Origin of the sequence: Aliidongia dinghuensis (assembly GCF_014643535.1) — a bacterium.
Taxonomy (GTDB): Bacteria; Pseudomonadota; Alphaproteobacteria; order ATCC43930; family CGMCC-115725; genus Aliidongia; species Aliidongia dinghuensis.
The window spans coordinates 17,734-33,796 of record NZ_BMJQ01000025.1; the positions used below are offsets into that span (position 1 = coordinate 17,734).

The 16,063-nt window shown below is 66.0% G+C and carries 10 protein-coding genes; 5 read left to right on the top strand and 5 right to left on the bottom strand.

Going from position 1 to position 16,063, the window contains the following annotated elements; genetic code table 11:
• Positions 1-3: 3 nt before the first annotated feature.
• From IEY58_RS31145 to IEY58_RS31165, 5 genes are all read right to left on the bottom strand, one after another.
• Positions 4-1,386: an MmgE/PrpD family protein gene (locus IEY58_RS31145; RefSeq protein WP_229744093.1), complete on the bottom strand. Its 1,383-nt coding sequence runs from the start codon at positions 1,384-1,386 to the stop codon at positions 4-6.
• Positions 1,383-2,951 carry an ABC transporter substrate-binding protein gene (locus IEY58_RS31150; RefSeq protein WP_189052085.1) on the bottom strand — a complete coding sequence of 523 codons (1,569 nt, stop codon included), beginning with the start codon at positions 2,949-2,951 and terminating at the stop codon, positions 1,383-1,385. Before IEY58_RS31150 ends, IEY58_RS31145 begins: the two co-directional genes overlap by 4 nt.
• Positions 2,952-3,139: 188 nt before the next feature.
• Positions 3,140-6,199, bottom strand: a complete 3,060-nt coding sequence (locus IEY58_RS31155) for a hypothetical protein (RefSeq protein WP_189052086.1) — start codon at positions 6,197-6,199, stop codon at positions 3,140-3,142.
• 112 nt (positions 6,200-6,311) lie between these two features.
• Positions 6,312-7,850: a patatin-like phospholipase family protein gene (locus IEY58_RS31160; protein WP_189052087.1), complete on the bottom strand. Its 1,539-nt coding sequence runs from the start codon at positions 7,848-7,850 to the stop codon at positions 6,312-6,314.
• Entirely contained in the window at positions 7,847-8,095 is a 249-nt protein-coding gene (locus IEY58_RS31165) for a hypothetical protein (RefSeq protein ID WP_189052088.1), read from the bottom strand. The genes IEY58_RS31160 and IEY58_RS31165 overlap by 4 nt, the downstream gene beginning before the upstream one ends.
• Before the next feature lie 237 nt (positions 8,096-8,332).
• Between IEY58_RS31165 and IEY58_RS31170 the strand changes: the two genes are divergently transcribed.
• Genes IEY58_RS31170 through IEY58_RS31190 form a run of 5 tightly spaced genes read left to right on the top strand, consistent with a single transcriptional unit; the run spans position 8,333 to position 16,063 of the window.
• Entirely contained in the window at positions 8,333-9,799 is a 1,467-nt protein-coding gene (locus IEY58_RS31170; protein WP_229744094.1) for an NADH:flavin oxidoreductase, read from the top strand.
• Entirely contained in the window at positions 9,796-11,337 is a 1,542-nt protein-coding gene (locus IEY58_RS31175) for a c-type cytochrome (RefSeq protein WP_189052089.1), read from the top strand. The genes IEY58_RS31170 and IEY58_RS31175 overlap by 4 nt, the downstream gene beginning before the upstream one ends.
• The gene (locus IEY58_RS31180; protein WP_189052090.1) at positions 11,334-11,774 is read left to right on the top strand and encodes a hypothetical protein; all 441 of its coding nucleotides are present in this window, start codon (positions 11,334-11,336) and stop codon (positions 11,772-11,774) included. Before IEY58_RS31175 ends, IEY58_RS31180 begins: the two co-directional genes overlap by 4 nt.
• Positions 11,771-13,246, top strand: a complete 1,476-nt coding sequence (locus tag IEY58_RS31185; RefSeq protein ID WP_189052091.1) for a c-type cytochrome — start codon at positions 11,771-11,773, stop codon at positions 13,244-13,246. The genes IEY58_RS31180 and IEY58_RS31185 overlap by 4 nt, the downstream gene beginning before the upstream one ends.
• A 24-nt stretch (positions 13,247-13,270) precedes the next feature.
• The gene (locus tag IEY58_RS31190; protein ID WP_189052092.1) at positions 13,271-16,063 is read left to right on the top strand and encodes a hypothetical protein; all 2,793 of its coding nucleotides are present in this window, start codon (positions 13,271-13,273) and stop codon (positions 16,061-16,063) included.

Below are 16,063 nucleotides of genomic sequence, written 5' to 3' on the forward strand. Positions count from 1 at the left end.
CGCTTACGCTTCGCTCGCACGATTGCGGCCGAGCCGCACATCGGCGAAGACGCGCAGCAGCGGCCGATGATCCCCGCCGCGCAACGCACGGACCGCGCTCAAGAGCGCGTCCTGCTCGGCGGCGCTCGCGACGAACCGCGTCGCCCGGCGCAGCTTCTCCTCGAGCCCGTCCCAGGACGGCGGGTCGCTCGCCTCGCCGCGCGGCGCCGTCTCGGGCGAGACGAAGCGCCGGCCGCCGGCCATGACCGAGACCCGCGCCAGGGTTTCGGCCGGAAAACGCGCATCGAGCGCCCGATCGAGACGGAGCGACACCTTGCGCGCGAAGGCCGCCACCTCGGGCCGTCCGACGGCATCCGCCCGCAGCGGCAGCAGCGCTTCAGCGCCGTCCAGGGCAACGAGCCCCAGGCAATAGGGAATGCTGAACTGCATATCGGTGAAGCCCTGCGGCTCGGCCCGGTTGGCGATCCGCAGCGCACCGCTGTAGGTCTCGACCTCGACGGCGTCGATCGCGCGGGGATCGAGCCCATGCCGCTCGATCAGGCCGAGCAGCGCCTCGACCGGCGCATGCACATGCCGGCAACAAGCATGGAACTTGACGTAGCTGCGCGTGATCGCCGGTGGCCCGGCCAAGCCGGCGAGCAGCGTTTCCGGCGCGAAATGTTCTGTGACGTCAAGCAGACCGAGCGGTCCGGTGTGCCCGGCTTCGGCAAGCAGCAGCGCGTTGATCGCCGTCACGTTCGACCAAGGGATGCCCTCCTTGACGTCGCTGCCCTCCTGCGCGGGGAAAACAGGACCGCCGCCGGCATGGAGCTGGTTCGGCGCACTGACCCCGGCGATCGCGAAGGCGTGGGCCAGCGCTGCCTCCGGCGTGCCGCGCAGCAGGCCCAAGGCCGCGACGACGCCGTAGCCCGACCACATGCCGGTATTCGCGTAGAACCGCCGGGACGCGCCGATCGCGACGCCAACCTGGTAGCCGACCGCGATCGCCTTCAGCAGGTCATCCGTCGCCGCGCCCACGCCCTCGGCACCCGCGACGGCAACCGGGATGACGGCGGCGCCAGGGTGCCCGCGCGCGAGCCGGTGACCGTCGTCGAGGTCGAGCGCTGCCGCCGCGGCGCTGTTGCACCACACGGCGCCGGCCAAGCCCGTGCGTCGTCCCGAGAACCAGATCGGATGATCGCCGCCCGCGAAGACGGCGGACGCCGTCGCCCGCACGGCCCGGGGGCCGGGGGCGTCGAGACCGGCCGCCGCCGCGGCCACGAGATCGAGCAAGCTGCGGCAGGCGGCCTCACGCTCCTCGGCACCGAGGGCGCGCGCGCGAGCCGCCGCGACGTAAGCCGCGAGATGGCAGACCGTTGCCATCGGCGCCTGGGCCCGTCCGGTCAACGCGGCTTCACCGTGCTCGCCTCGGTGATCGGCGGCGCCAGGTTCATGGCGCCCTTGAGCTCGTAGCCGTAATTCAGGCGATCGCTATGGACCCAGACCTGGCGCAGCTCGAACAGCGGCACGGCGCAGACGTCGGCCATGATCTTGCGCTGCGCCTCCTTCCACATCGCCAGTTGCGCCGCCGCGTCGGCGGCGACGCGCGCACCCTCGATCTCGGCATCAGCGACCTTGCAGTGCGAGAAGTTGCTGGCCGCGGTCGGCGTGCCGACGATCGCCCGGGAATGGAAGAATTCGCTGAGATAGGTATCGGCGATCGGAAAGCGGGCAGCGCCGTAGAACACGAGCCCGCTCAGGTCCCGACGGATCTGGCTCTGATAGGTCGGGTGGTCGACCACCTGCATGTCGAGCTTGATGCCGACCTTGGCGAGCTCAGCCTGGATCACCTCCATGAACGGCTGCTGGGCCGAGATGTTGGAGACGATCGCCTTCACGGTGAACCCGTCCGGATGGCCGGCTTCGGCCAGAAGCGCCTTGGCCTTGGCAAGGTCGAAGCTGTAGCTGCCAACCGAGCAATCCTCGCCGAGATAGCCCGGCGGGACGACGGAGCATCCCTTGAAGCCGACGTCCCGGCCGACGAAGCGGACCAGATCATCGACATTGATCGCCGCTGCAATCGCCTGGCGCACGCGGACATCGTCAAGCGGCGGGACGGTCTGGTTGATGTGGAGCTCCCGATATTCGCCCGGCCGGAAGATATCGACATTGAAGCCGCGGCGCTTGCGGGCGCTATCGACCCAGCGCTGCTCGCGCTTGGCTTCCATCAGGTCGAGTTCCCCCGACGCGAAGGCGAGCTCGCGCGCGCTGTCGGACGGAATGTTATGCACGATGATCGTGTCGATCTTGGGCTTGCCCCGGAAATAGTCGGGATTGGCGGCGAGCTTCACATATTGCTGGGTCACCTGCTCGACGAAGGCGAAGGGACCGGTCCCGACCGGATGATGGCCGAAATCGTCGCCCAACTTCTCGGCCGCCTTGCGGCTGATGATGTTGCCGCCGTGGTAGCTGGAGACGCGGCCGAGGAAATTGACATCCGGATATTTGAGCGCGACGCGCACCGTATAGTCGTCGAGCTTGGCGACGCTCTCGATGGCGGCGAAATCCGAGGAGAAGGTCGAGCGCTTGGAATCGGCAGCGCGGTTCAGCGAATAGACCACGTCGTCCGCGGTCAGTTCGCCCCAATCACCCTGGAACTTGACCCCCTTGCGCAGATGGAACGTCCAGGTCCTGCCGTCGGCCGACGCCTCCCAGCTCTCCGCCAGGTCGGGTTCGATATCGCGCGGGTCGGCGCTGCCCGGCTTGAACCGGACGAGACCGCTATAGATCCAGCCGATGAGTGTCATGTCACCGGTGGCACTGGCCCGGTGCGGGTCGAGGGTCGAAACGTCGCCGGATCCGCTGCCGACCTGCAAGGTGCTTTCCTCGGCGAGGGCCGGTTGGGGAAGCCCCAGTTGAGGAAGCCAGAGTACGAACAGCAGGCCCGCTATCCGAGCCGCGACCTTCAACATGCTTCCACCCTGCTTCTAGATTGACCGCCGCCCGAATCATCAGCAGGCCAGGGATAGTCTGTCCAAGTCGAAAGCCGACCCCTGCTATTCTCCAGGGTTATACGCGGCGCGAGAGTCCGCGGCGTTCGGGTGCCTGGGCGCCTGAGGAGTGCGGAAGGCACCGGAATTCCAACCTCGGGCAGTCCAACCTAAAGCGTGAGCAGGAACATCACCAGATCGTCGATGTCCGACTGCGGCGAGCCGCCCGGCATGCACCAAGGGTGGGGCGCTGCAGGCAGCCCGCCGATGCGCGCGCGGCTCCTCGGATCATTCGGATCGAGACCGAATTCCAGGATACCGTAAGTGGTGCGCATCTTCTGGTAGTCCCAATAGTAATAGCCGTCGTCCATCTTGGTGAAATAGGCGTGCCGTGCCACGAGCCGCTCTTCTTCCGCCCTGACACGGCGATTGGCGTCCGGCGCCACGATCTGCTCGAGCACGCCGGGCTTGTCGCTACTCAGGCGGGTATAGAGCTCGAAGCGCATGCCGGTGCTCGGGATCCTGAAGCTGTGATCGGCACCCTGGCGGATCGTGTAGAGCTTCTTGTAGATGGCGGAGGCCCGGGCGAGGTCGACGCTGCCGTCGGCGTTGACCGGCGCCTCGCAGCGCTCGGGGCGCACCAGCAGGTCCAGACCGTCCATGTTGTCGGGCGCATCGGAGACGATGTGCCCGTCGCTCAGCAGGCCGCGCTGCTGGACCCAGAACAGGTTCTGCAGGATGGCGGTTCGGATCGCCTGGGTCCGCCGCTGCCAAATGGTGGGCGAGAAGAAGCGGCCGACCGGATCGCTGCCGCCGGCTGCGGAAATCGGCTGCATGTCCTCGTTGGTCCAGAGGCCGGCATTGCCCGGCACGTGGCAACGTCCACAGCTGTCCTGGAACAGCTTCGCACCGTGCGCCACATGCGGCACGAGACCGGGGAAACGCTGGGTGAAGGGGGTGGATGGTGCCGCCCGGCCGCCCGTCGCCGCGTCGCGCATTGCGCCCAAGCCGCCGGCCGGACCCGGATGCGGCGGAAAGCTCGGGGGCTTGAGCAGATCGTCCGCCTGATAGCCGAAGCTGACGAATGTGCCCTCGTTGACCCCCGTGCCGATCCAGTCCGCATGGCCCTTGTGTGCCAGCCAGCGGTAGACGCCGATGCGCCGGAGCAGCTCGTCATCCTGATGCAGCGTCGAGGTGTAGAGGGTCAAATCCTGCAGCGCGCGCGCCGACATCGGTCCCCTGGCCCCTTCCGGCTCTTCGCCGTGCAGATAGGCGCCCTCGAAGCCGTCGATCAGCTCCGACCGCGACAGGGCCCGGCGGACGGGCGTGTGGTTGGTGATGATCGGGATCGCTTCGGGCGAGAAGAAATAGTCGTTGGCGTAATCGCCCGGCAGATCGGCGGGATTGAACAACGTCGATTCAGTCGAACCGGGCGGCAAATTGTAGAGCAGCAGCGTCTTGTCGACTTTCTGCTTGGACAGGGCGACGCCGTGCCGGGCCAAGAACGTGTCGAGGGCGTTCCGGAACCGGCCGAGCATGCCGCTTGTTTCTCCCGCCGCGGCGACCTGCTGGCGGGTTCCGCTCGGATAATCCTGGCGGATGAAGTTCAGCGGCAGCCCCTCCTCGGCCACGAGGCCCAGCGTGCGCCCGCTGAGAGCAAGGAACGTCGCGCGCCAGTCAGGATTGGGAATGCCGCTGAAGAAGCGGCTGACCTTCTTGCCACCCACATCATATTCGAACGTCACGCGCGCCGCATGACAGGCGGCACAATTGAAGCCGATCCAGTCGACGGTCTTGTGCTCGCCCGGAACAGGTGCCGCCACCTGCGCAAAGACATAGCCGGCCCAGCCCGTCGGCCGGGTCTCGCCGCCGTCGAGCGGCTTCGGGAAGGGCGGCGGCAGCTGGAACGCCATCTGGATCGGATAAGGCGTCGGATCGGCGAAGGTCTGGCTGCTGAAGGCAGCCGACGGTGCCACGACCTTCGTGGCACCGGCATCGGGCAGCAGCGGAACGGCGCCGAAGCTGGTGAACGGGCGGATCCCCTCGCCGGTCGTGCGGTCGATCAGCGCCTTGTGCAGGACCATCTGCTGTGCCGAGCCGTCCACCGCCGGGACCGGAAACAGATAGCCCTGGGCCTCGGTCTTCGGCTCGGGAATGCCCGATTTCGCGTATTCCACCCCCTTCACCACCGCGTCCAGAGGCGGTTCCTTGCGATCGAAGTCGAAGCCGAAGATGCCGTCCCAATCGACGCCCAGCACGAAATGCGGTGCCGCCAGGTTCCAGTCCCAGGCCCAGAAGGCTTTCTCGCCATAGGCATATTGGTCGGTCGCCGAACGCTGCGTCGGCGTCGCCTTGACGAGCCGCCGGGTGCCCGCCGTCGCGAGCGCCTGCGTGGCCGCACGCGCTTCCGCCGGGTCCGACGACGTCACCGAGCCATATTGCAAGCGGTCGCCGCCACCGACCGCGATGCCGACGGGAACGGCATTGCTCGCCAGCACTGTCCTGCCGGTCCGCTCGATCGGCCAGACGTCGACAAACGCATAGCGCTTGTCGATCGTCACGCGCGCCGTGTTCGGGTCCTGGTAGAGCAGCGGCTTGCCGGTCCTGACGTCGAGCACGTCGTTGGCCGAGGTCGGAATCCGGATGACCTGGATCGGCCCCTCATAGGCGGTGATCGGTACCGTCAGGTCGATCTCGCCGTCGTTCCAGCTGTAGATGTCTCCCGCCCAGGTGTCGGGGACCGCCTCCCACGGCTCGACGAAATAGTCCAGCGTCTTGCCCTGCAGCCGTGCCAGGACGGAGGACACGCCGGTCCCGGCGTCGATGCGGGCGCGATAGGACGACAAATTGCGCTCGAGCGCGCGGACGGTGCCGAACAGCACCTTGGATAGTTCCTTGTCCCGGGCTTCCGGCGGCGAGCTGCGCACCGAATGCCCGCCGCCGGCGGGCGCGCTGCCACCGGCCGGCGGGTCGAGCCCTGGCCGGGCCGCGGTAATCGGACCGGCCCCGAAATTGCGGCCCTTGAGCAGGATCGCCTGGCCGGGCTTGAGCGATGGCTGCGCGCCAGGGTTGGCGCTCGACCACAGGATGGCACCGCTGCCGCGGTCGACGATGCTTTCAATGACGGGTGCATCGGTGATGACCGGCGTATCGGCCGCCTTGGCCCCCATCGCGCACAGAGCCAGCGCTACCGTCAGCAGCGTTTCGGCGAGCCGTCTCACGATATGCATGGGCCGTCCCCTCACTGCGAGCGATTGCCAAATGGCTAGGTCTTGCGAAGGCGATTCCCGTGACGACCACGCCTGACTACATCCCAAGCGCGACGGCGGGCGGTGTCGCCGGTCACATCATCCGCCGGCGGGCCTGGGCGCCCGGCCGTGGCGGTTCCACCGGGCAGCGCGTGTCGGGTACGGGCGGGGCCTCCGGCTTGCCCTGCAAGCCGATATCCGCCACGAGGAGTCGGAAACACGGATGGCGCCATAGCAGCTCGCCGGCCACCTTGTCCAAGAGCGCCACATCGCCCGGCTGCAACGTCCAGCTCGTCGCGATCGACTTGACCTTCTGCTGCTCCTCGCGCTCGGTCGCCGTCGCGTTGGGCAGCTGATCGAAATCGATCGAGATCGGATAGACGGCGAAGTTCGCCTGGACCTGCCCCTCGGCAACCAGCCGGTCGCGGTCGTCGGTCAGCAATTTGACGAAGTTCTGGAAGACGAGCGCGGAATTGGCCGAGGCGCTGTCCACCAGCGTGCCGCTGATCCCCTGGGCGCTCTCGAGGGCCGTCGTGTATGCCGGCGACCGGTCGAGCTCGTTCGGCGGATCGCTGCGCGCGTTGACGGCGATGACGACGATCCGGGACAGTTTGCCTTGCGCGACCATGCGCCCGATATCGGCCGGCGTGCCCACCGTCAGCAGCGCACGGCGAAGAGCAGTCAGGCCGGAATTGTCGGCGACGCCGCCATCGACGAGGCGGAGATAGAGCGGCTTGCGGTAGGGCCCGACCGCGGCGTCGGCGCCCGTCGTCTCGATCGCCTCGTTGCGCAGCGACTGACGGTAACGGGCGATGCGGTAGGTTTCCAGATTGGCGTACGGCCCGGCCGGAACCTGGAGCTGGAGCCGGTAGGGCAGGCGCCCGTTGCGTTGCCCCGGACATCCGCCCGGCAGATAGGAGTCGTTGCGCAGCAGGACCGGCGGGAAGGCGATCGGAAACGCCGCCGAGGCGGTGACGCCGAGACTGACCGGCACCTGGTCGTAATCCATGCAGACGTCGTCGAGCGTATCCCGGTCGAAGGTAAAGACCTGCCCCGCGACCAGGTCGGTGGCGTTGAGCAGCACCAGCGGCTTGCCCGGCTGGTTGAACACGGCCATCGTCGCCTTGGTCTGCAGCAGATCCTCGACCATCTCCTGCAGCACGTCGATCCGCGTCCGGTTCTCGAGCTGCAGCGATATCCAGGTGCCGGGCTCGAGCGCCCGCTCAACGAGCCACCCGATGCCGTCGTAGTTCTGGACGCGCTCCATGAACGCCGCGGCGTGGGCCGGCCCGTTGAGGCCCAGATCGGCGGCGTAGACGCTGCCGCCCGAGACCGACGAAACGACCGCGATATCCGCCGCCAGCGGACGCAGCTCGCCGCCGGAGGCGTAGCGCACGTCGTTCAACTGCTTGACGACCGCGGCGCCGAGGGCGGCGGCCCGCGAGCCGCCACCGGAAATCGCCAGCACCACGAGCGGACGCGCCGGATCGGCGTCGATCGCCGGCTGCGGCGGGTTGGCCGTCCCGGCGGCGAGCGGATAGTCGGTCGGTCGCGTGCCGCAGGCGCCGAGCAGCAACAGGCACAGGCCGGCGCAACATCCGCGCACGGCACGGCGGATGATGCCCTTCTTCACGGCAATGTCCGAAAGACAATGTCAATGACGTCGCCGTCGACCGCCTGCACCACGAGCCAGGGCGGGTGGAAGCGCTGCTCCGTCTGCAGACTGAAGCAATAGATCCCTTCGACGACGATGAAGAGGGCGTTTGTCTCGAAGCCCGTGGGCACGGGCTCGGCGATCGGCGCGAGCTCGTCGTCCGGCCGATCGCCCATGACGACGGGAACGGTGCCGCCGTCGTAGCTGATGCGGATTGTGGCCACTAGCGCCTCCGCGATTAGTCAGTCGCGCCAGATGAACACTTTATAGGTCAATTTCCTACAGACGGTCAATCAAAGCGCGAATTGGTCACCAGTTACGCGTCACATCGTTCGCGAGCGCCTAGCGCACGCGTTGATTGTACATGGTAGCAAGGTATGCTTAGATGTGAACTGCCTCACGTGACATGGTTTAAAGCTCGAATAAATTAATAAACGACGCTTTCACCCACGGAGCCAGACATGCTGCAGGCTACCGATGCACCGCTGTCGGACGCGCAAGCCATGGACAAGGCGTTCCTCCACGAGGACAACGCGGCGCTTATCTTCTCGCCGCTGAAGTTTAGACATTTAGAGATCAAGAACCGGCTGTTCAGATCGAACCTCTCCGGAATGTTCGATGAATACAATGGCTATGGCGGCCATACGCGGCTGAACTGGGAAGAGAAATTCGCCAAAGGCGGCGTCGGCTGCATCATCTCTTCCTACACCCCGGTCGCGGTGCGCGGGCGTATCCTGGTCCGCTATGCCATGATCGACAACGACGACAAGATCCCGTTCTGGGCAGAAGTCGGCAAGCGTGTCCACGCCCACAACTGCCACTTCATCATGCAGTTGAGCCATTCCGGCCGGCAGCAGGACATGGGCGGCGTCGAGAATCTCTTCAAGAAGGCGCAAAGCTCGACCAGTCAGACCGATTTCTTTCACGGAATACTGGCCAACGCCATGACCGCCTCGGAAATTCACGAGGTCGTCGAGCAGTTCGCGCAGGGCGCGCGCCGCGCGCGGGAAGCCGGCCTCGACGGGGTCGAGCTGCACGGGGCAAACGGCTATCTCATCACGCAATTCCTGAGCTCAGGCATCAATGATCGCACCGACGATTACGGCGGCCCCGTCGAAAACAGGGCGCGGTTCGTCCTCGAGATCGTGCGCGCCATTCGCCGCGAGGTCGGTCCGGACTTTCATCTGCAGATGAAGATCAACGGCGTCGATCACAATGACTGGCTCTATCCCTGGATGAAGAAGGGCAACACGCTCGAAGACACGCTCACCATCTGCAAGATGCTGCTGGACGACGGCAAGGGCGTGGACGCCTTCCACATATCGAGCGGATCGACCTTTCCTCACCCGCGCAATCCGCCGGGCGACATTTCGACTCAGGCCCTGACGCGCTGGTACGGCGGCATGCTGGCGTCCGGCGTGCGGACCCGGTTCAACTATGCGATCTTCAAAAGCCCGATCGGCGGCCGCCTGTTCCAGTGGCTGTGGCGCTTCCGGCGCGGCAAGGTCATTGAAGGCATCAACGCCGAATACGCGAAGTATCTGCGCAGCGCGATCACGCAGATCGATCCGAGCATCAAGTTCCTGTGCACCGGCGGCTTCCAGCATGCGTCGAATATTGCGGGCGTGATCAGGGACGGCTCGTGCGACGGCGTCACCATGGCGCGGCCGCTCATCGCCAACAACGATCTGCCGCAGATCCTGCGCACCGCCAACGGGCCGATCAAGCAGAAGGAATGCACCTACTGCAACAAGTGCCTGATCAATGATCTGGCAAACCCGCTCGGGTGCTACGAGGTTTCGCGCTACGACGGCGAGACGTTCGATGAAAAATGGGAGAACCTGATCAAGAGCGTCATGTCGGTCTACGACCCACCGTTATTCCGGCGCAACACGCCTGAAGAAACAGAAGGCGGGCGTTCATCATGAACTACAATCCCCCGACCCCCGCAGAACGTGTCCTCAATCGCTATCGCTGGATCCGCTGGATCGTTTCGCTGCTGGTGATATTGGCGGCGCTCTACTATCTGGTCTTCGTCAACCAGTACGTCGTTGCGTACAAGAGCGACCTCGATCACTACAAATACGGCTCCATCGGCAGCGAGCCGGTCAACGGCCTTCCGATCCTGGTGTTCAAGGCGCTGCCGGTCATGTTTCGCGCGGAACTGGGGCCAACCGGTTACCGCCGGTTCGGCATGCTCTACGAGACGGAGCAGTCCGAGCTGCCGGTTGGCATGTCGAGGCGGATCGTTTCCGGCATCGAGCGCGTCTGGCTCAACTGCGCCGTGTGCCATACCGGCACCTATCGGCTCGAGCCGACCGACCGGCCGACCATCGTCTATGGCGCGCCGTCGAATAATTTACGCCTGTTCGACCTGATCAAATTCTTTACGAAGGTAGGCAGCGATCCGCGCTTCAGCGCCGACAATCTGATCGACGCAATCGATGGCCCCGAGGTTCACGGCCACCTGAATTTCGTCGATCGCCTCATCTATCGCTACATCGTCTTCCCGCGCGTGCAGGCCGGTTTCCAGCATCTGGCGCAGCAGGTTTCCTTCATCAACCGTCAAGCCGACTGGGGCCCCGGCCGGGTCGACACGTTCAACCCCTACAAGGCGATCCAGTTCAATTTCCCGATGGACGCCGGCCACATCACCGATACGGAGCTGAACGGCTCCTCGGACTTCCCCTCGATCTGGCAGCAGCGGCCGCGCGACGGCATGCATCTGCATTGGGACGGCAACAACACATCGGTCGATGAGCGCAACCTGAGCGCAGCGCTTGGCGCCGGGGTCACGCCCGTGACGGTCGATATCGCTGCGGTCCACCGGATTCGGCGCTGGATCTGGACGCTGCCGGCGCCACCCTTTCCTGCGGCGGTCGATCGGGCCAAGGCCTGGCGCGGCGGCCAGCTGTTCGCCGAATACTGTGCCGCCTGCCACGGCATGAAGAATGAAGCGGGCCAATACGTCTACGACACCAACCGCTATCCGCGGCTGGGCCAGGTCGAGGATCTCGACCGGATCGGCACCGACCGGGGCCGCTGGGCCTCCTATACGCAGGACTTCTCGGCGGCGCAGAACATGCTCTACGCCGGCTATCCGTGGCGCTTCTCCCATTTCAGCAAGACGGCCGGCTATGCCAACCAGCCGCTCGACGGCATCTGGGCGCGCTCGCCGTATCTCCATAACGGCGCCGTGCCGACCCTGCGCGATCTGCTGGAGCCGTCGGCCTGTACCGCCGCAAATCCGTGCCGGCCCGCGCAATGGTATCGGGGCATGGACATCCTCGACACCGCCAAGGTCGGCTACAGGACCGACGGCTACGGCTACGACCCGAAAGCCCTGTTTCTCTACGACACGACCGTTCCCGGCAATTCCAACCGCGGACATGAGGGGCCGGCCTATGGCACCGGCCTGCCGGCCGCCGACAAGGACGCCATCGTGGAGTACATGAAAACATTATGAAAGCCGCTGGACAAAGCACCGTCAGCGTCTGGATCGTGCGCCACACGGCCCTGGTGTGGTTCGGCATTTTCCTGAACGCGCTGTTCATCATCCCGCTGCTGTTCTTTCCGCGCTGGATGCTCGACCTGTTCAGCATTCCGCTCGAGCAGCTGATCTGGGCGCGAGAGTCAGCCGGATTGTTGATGATCATTTCGGCCTTCTACGTTCCGGCCGCCGTCGACTTCGGCCGCTACCGCGCCAATGCCTATATCGCCATCTTCCCATCGCGGACGTTCGGCGCGACGTTCTTCTTCTTCGCCGTCGTGCTGTTCGGGCAGCCGCCCGGCTTCCTGTCGATCTCGTTCGTCGACGCCTTCATCGGTTCGACCACGTTCTATTGCCTGCTCCGCATCAAGGCGCTCGAAAGGCAGCACAGCGAGTCCGGTGTCATCCGATGATCGGCGTCCTGCAGCGATGCCTCGCCGGGTTCCTGGCGCTCATCGTGGTGCTCATCGTCTTTGCCTGGTTCGTGCTGCTGCGCCCGGTGGCCCAGCCGCCGACGAACGATCCCCTGCAGACCTTCGACCACGGCTCGATCGGCAACGAGACGCAGCAGGGCCTGCCCTACTGGATCTGGCGGGTCCTGCCGACGATGTTTCCCGAATATCTGCCGGGCAACCAGGACGGCTACGGTTCGATCGGCGTCTATTGGGTCGGCGGTGAGGAGCTGCCGGTCGGCTTCTCCAAGAAGACGCTGGGTGTCATCCCGCGCGTCGCGCCGAACTGCGCCTTCTGCCATCAGGGCAGCTATCGCCTGACGCCTGACGCACCGCCGACCCTCGTCCCGGCCGGCGCCGGCTCCCGGGTCAACGTCCAAGGCTTCATCCGCCTGCTGGTCGCGATCGGCCGTCACCCCGAACGGTTCAGCGCCGACAATGTCATGACCGCCATCACCGCGATCTACGACATGCCGTGGTGGGAACGGCTGCTCTACCGCTACCTGCTGATCCCGGCGGTCCGATCGGCGTTCGTGGCCCAGGCGAGCCGGTTTGCCTGGATGGACTCGCGCCCGGACTGGGGACCGGGACGGATCGACCCGTTCAACCCGGTCAAGTTCTTCAACCTCCACCTGCCCGACGACGGCACGATCGGCAACTCCGACATCGTGCCGCTATGGAATCTCGGCACGGTGCTGGCCGATACGGACGGTCATTATTCCCTGCACTGGGACGGGCTCAATTCCAATCTGCGGGAAACCGCGGTTGCCGGCGCCATCGGCGACGGTATGGATTATCAGGGCTTTACCGCAGCCGGGCCGGCACTCGACGCCATCATCGACTTCGTCCGCCTGCAGAAACCGCCGCCCTCGCCCTTTTCCACCACGGCGGCCGGCCCCTATCGCGTCGATGATGCCGAGATTCAGCAAGGCAAGGCGCTTTATGAGACCCACTGCGCCGCCTGCCACGAGCCGGGCGGGGCGCGGTTCCGCACCGTCATCCCGGCGGCGGAGATCGGGACCGACCGGCATCGCATCGACATGTGGACCGAGGAGGCGGCGGACCGTTACACGCACTATCGCGAGGGCGACTACAACTGGGGCTTCCGCGCGTTTCACAAGACCAACGGCTATGTCGCGACCGAGCTCACGGGGCTGTGGCTGCGCGGCCCCTACCTGCACAACGGCTCCGTCCCGACGATGGCCGACCTCCTGGCCCCGCCGGCCGCGCGGCCGCAGTCGTTCTACCGCGGCTACGACCTGATCGACGCGGCCAAAGGCGGGTTCGTCAGCGAGGCCGGGACCCCGGCCGAGCGCTACGGCACGCGCTACGACACGACCGTCCCCGGTAACGGCAATGGCGGGCATCTCTACGGCACAGATCTGTCCGACCCGGACAAGCAGCGGCTGCTGGCCTTCCTGAAGACCTTGTGATCCGCCGGGCGAGGAGGCCCCGTCATGAGAACCATCGCGGCAATAGTGGGACGGGTTCTGAAATGGGCGGCGATCTCGCTGGCGGCGCTGGTCCTGGTCGCGATTGTCGGCGGATTTCTGGCGCTCTGGGCGATCGTCGAGCCCGACAGATCGAAATTCGGCACGATCCCGGACGAGGCGAAAGCGGCCGGCCGGACACGGCAGTCGCTGCCCGCGGTCGCGAAGCCATGCAGCGAGGAGCCGGCCGACTGCAGCTATTTCGCCGAGATGGACAAGGGACTGCTGGTCAAGCCGGCGGACGGCGCCCCATATCCCAAGGAAATACAGGAGGTAGCGCAGCTGACCAAGCTCACGCCCGAGCAGGTGCGCGAGAGTGCGCTACGCGGCCAGAACGCCTGGATCGTCTGGACCGGCGGCAACGACAGGTTCTGGGACTATGCCGCGCGCAACACGGCCGGTGCGTTCGATCTGCTGAAGACGGTCTCGTCCCACAAGGACATGGCCTATGGGCGCCACAATCGCTGGTCGTGGCTGGGGCTCGTCAACGAGCCCTGCTTCACCGAAGCGACCGGCCCCGATCCCAACCGGTTCGGCTTGTGGCTCGATCAGCGCGACCCGAGCTGCGCGCCGGACCCGCTCGCCGATGCCGAACGATATCCCGGTGTCGCGGCCGGGGCCCGCGGCAAGACCGTCCCGCTCGGCTCCTATTACGGCGAGCCGAGCGGCGTCATGGGGCTGAGGCTGTTCCCCAACCCGGATTTCGATGACAAGGCGAAGGCGAAGTGGGATCCGGTGCGGTACTACACCGATCCGTCCTACTACAACGACAAGGACCTGGTGCGGCCCTACCGGGTCGGCATGGCTTGCGCGTTCTGCCATGTGGGACCCAGCGCCATCAATCCGCCGGCCGATCCCGAGAACCCGAAATGGGCGAATCTCGCGTCGAATCCGGGTGCGCAATACTTCTGGGTCAACCGCATCTTCTTCTGGAACACCCGGCCGCGCGGCGCCGACGGCACACCCGCGCCGAACGAGGGCAACTTCCTCTACCAGCTGTTCCACACCAATCCGCCGGGAAGCCTCGACACCTCGCTCGTCTCGACCGACTACATGAACAACCCGCGGACGATGAACGCGGTCTACAGCGTGCTTGCCCGCATCGGGCCGAGCCTCGTCACCGGCTCGGAGCAGCTCACCGGCGGCGAACGGGACAACAAGCAGTTCCAGGACTACGCCACGACCGCGGCCTTGTCGCAGTTCTGGAACCCGGTCAGCAGCACGACGCAGACGATGCGCGTGCTCAAGGACGGCGCCGATTCCGTAGGCACGCTCGGTGCGCTCAACCGCGTCTATCTCAATATCGGCCTGTTCAGCGAGGAATGGCTGCTGCATTTCCGCCCGTTCATCGGCGGTCAGAAGATCTCGCCGATCAAGATCAGCGATGCCGAAAAGCAGTCGGTCTATTGGCAGGCGACAGAAGATCGCACCGCCGACATGGCCACCTTCTTCCTCGTCACGGCCCGCCCCGATCACCTGGAAGACGCACCGGGCGGCAAGGAGCTCCTCGAGCCCCTGGATTCCACCAAGGTCAAGCACGGCCAGGTCGTGTTCGCCGAGAACTGCGCCGCCTGCCATTCGAGCAAGACCCCCGAGCCGCCGGCGAACTCGGGCATCGACACCGGCATCTGCGCCGGCGGCGGCAACGGCCCCAACTATCGGCAGTGCTGGGACCGCTATTGGGCCTGGACGCAGACCAAGCCGTTCAAGGACGCGATGGTGAAGCTGGTGACCGCGCGCGACGCCGACGGCAAGGATGCGTTCATCCCCGGCAACTACCTGTCGTCCGAGCGCCGCGTGCCGGTCGACCTGCTGCAGACCAACGCCTGCACCGCCCTCGCGACCAACGGTCTCGCCGGCGACATCTGGGACAATTTCACCTCCACGTCCTACAAGAACTTGCCGCCGGTCAAGGAATTGACCGTCTACCATCCGGTCTCGGGAGCGGCGATGCCGCTGCAGCCGCTCGGCAACGGACGCGGCTATCTGCGCCCGGCCTCACTGATCAGCGTCTGGTCGACAGCACCCTTCCTGTCGAACAATTCGGTCGGCCACGACGATTACGAAGACTATCCCCGCACGCCCGCCCCCCGCATGGCCGCCGCGGGTCCAATGAACGGCAGCTACTACGGCAAGGAAAGCTGCCCGGCCGCGAGCGACGCCGACCCGTACCTGCCGTGCGTCGCGAACCGCCTCAAGGTATTCGACCGCTCGATCCGGGAGATGCTGAACCCTGAGACCCGGCGCGTGGACAAGTTCACCCGGATCCCCGTCCCCGGCTACATGTACCGCACGTCGGCGCCGTCCTGCCTGATGATCCCCTCGGGCTTCTCACCGTCCCTGGTGCGCGGCCTCTCGGGCCCGCTGCACTGGCTCGCCCCCTGGGCGGTCGACAAGGACGGCGGCATCGCGCTCGGGCCGCTGCCGAAGGACTTCCCGATCAACGCGCTCGCGAACACCAAGCTGCTGCCCGACAATGACGAGCCCGGAGGGATCGGCCACTATTGGCGGTTGCTGAAGGCGGCACCGACCCTGCTCGGCGCGTTCCGGCAAATGGGCGGCGCCTGCACGCCCGAGGCGCTCGCCGACCCCGTGACCGAGGCCACGGCCGAAGCGGCGGTCCGCGACAGCGGCCTGATCGACGCCTTGGTCGGGCTCAGCAAGTGCCCGGACTATGTCGTCAATCGCGGCCATTACTTCGGCGCCGATCTGTCCGCGGACGACAAGGAAGCGCTGATCGCCTACATCAAGCATTTCTGA

Coding starts and splice junctions, on each gene's coding strand:
- IEY58_RS31190 (WP_189052092.1), top strand. CDS start 13,271: ATGAGAACCATCGCGGCAATAGTGGGACGGGTTCTGAAATGGGCGGCG.
- IEY58_RS31180 (WP_189052090.1), top strand. CDS start 11,334: ATGAAAGCCGCTGGACAAAGCACCGTCAGCGTCTGGATCGTGCGCCAC.
- IEY58_RS31185 (WP_189052091.1), top strand. CDS start 11,771: ATGATCGGCGTCCTGCAGCGATGCCTCGCCGGGTTCCTGGCGCTCATC.
- IEY58_RS31150 (WP_189052085.1), bottom strand. CDS start 2,951: ATGTTGAAGGTCGCGGCTCGGATAGCGGGCCTGCTGTTCGTACTCTGG.
- IEY58_RS31170 (WP_229744094.1), top strand. CDS start 8,333: ATGCTGCAGGCTACCGATGCACCGCTGTCGGACGCGCAAGCCATGGAC.
- IEY58_RS31175 (WP_189052089.1), top strand. CDS start 9,796: ATGAACTACAATCCCCCGACCCCCGCAGAACGTGTCCTCAATCGCTAT.
- IEY58_RS31155 (WP_189052086.1), bottom strand. CDS start 6,199: ATGCATATCGTGAGACGGCTCGCCGAAACGCTGCTGACGGTAGCGCTG.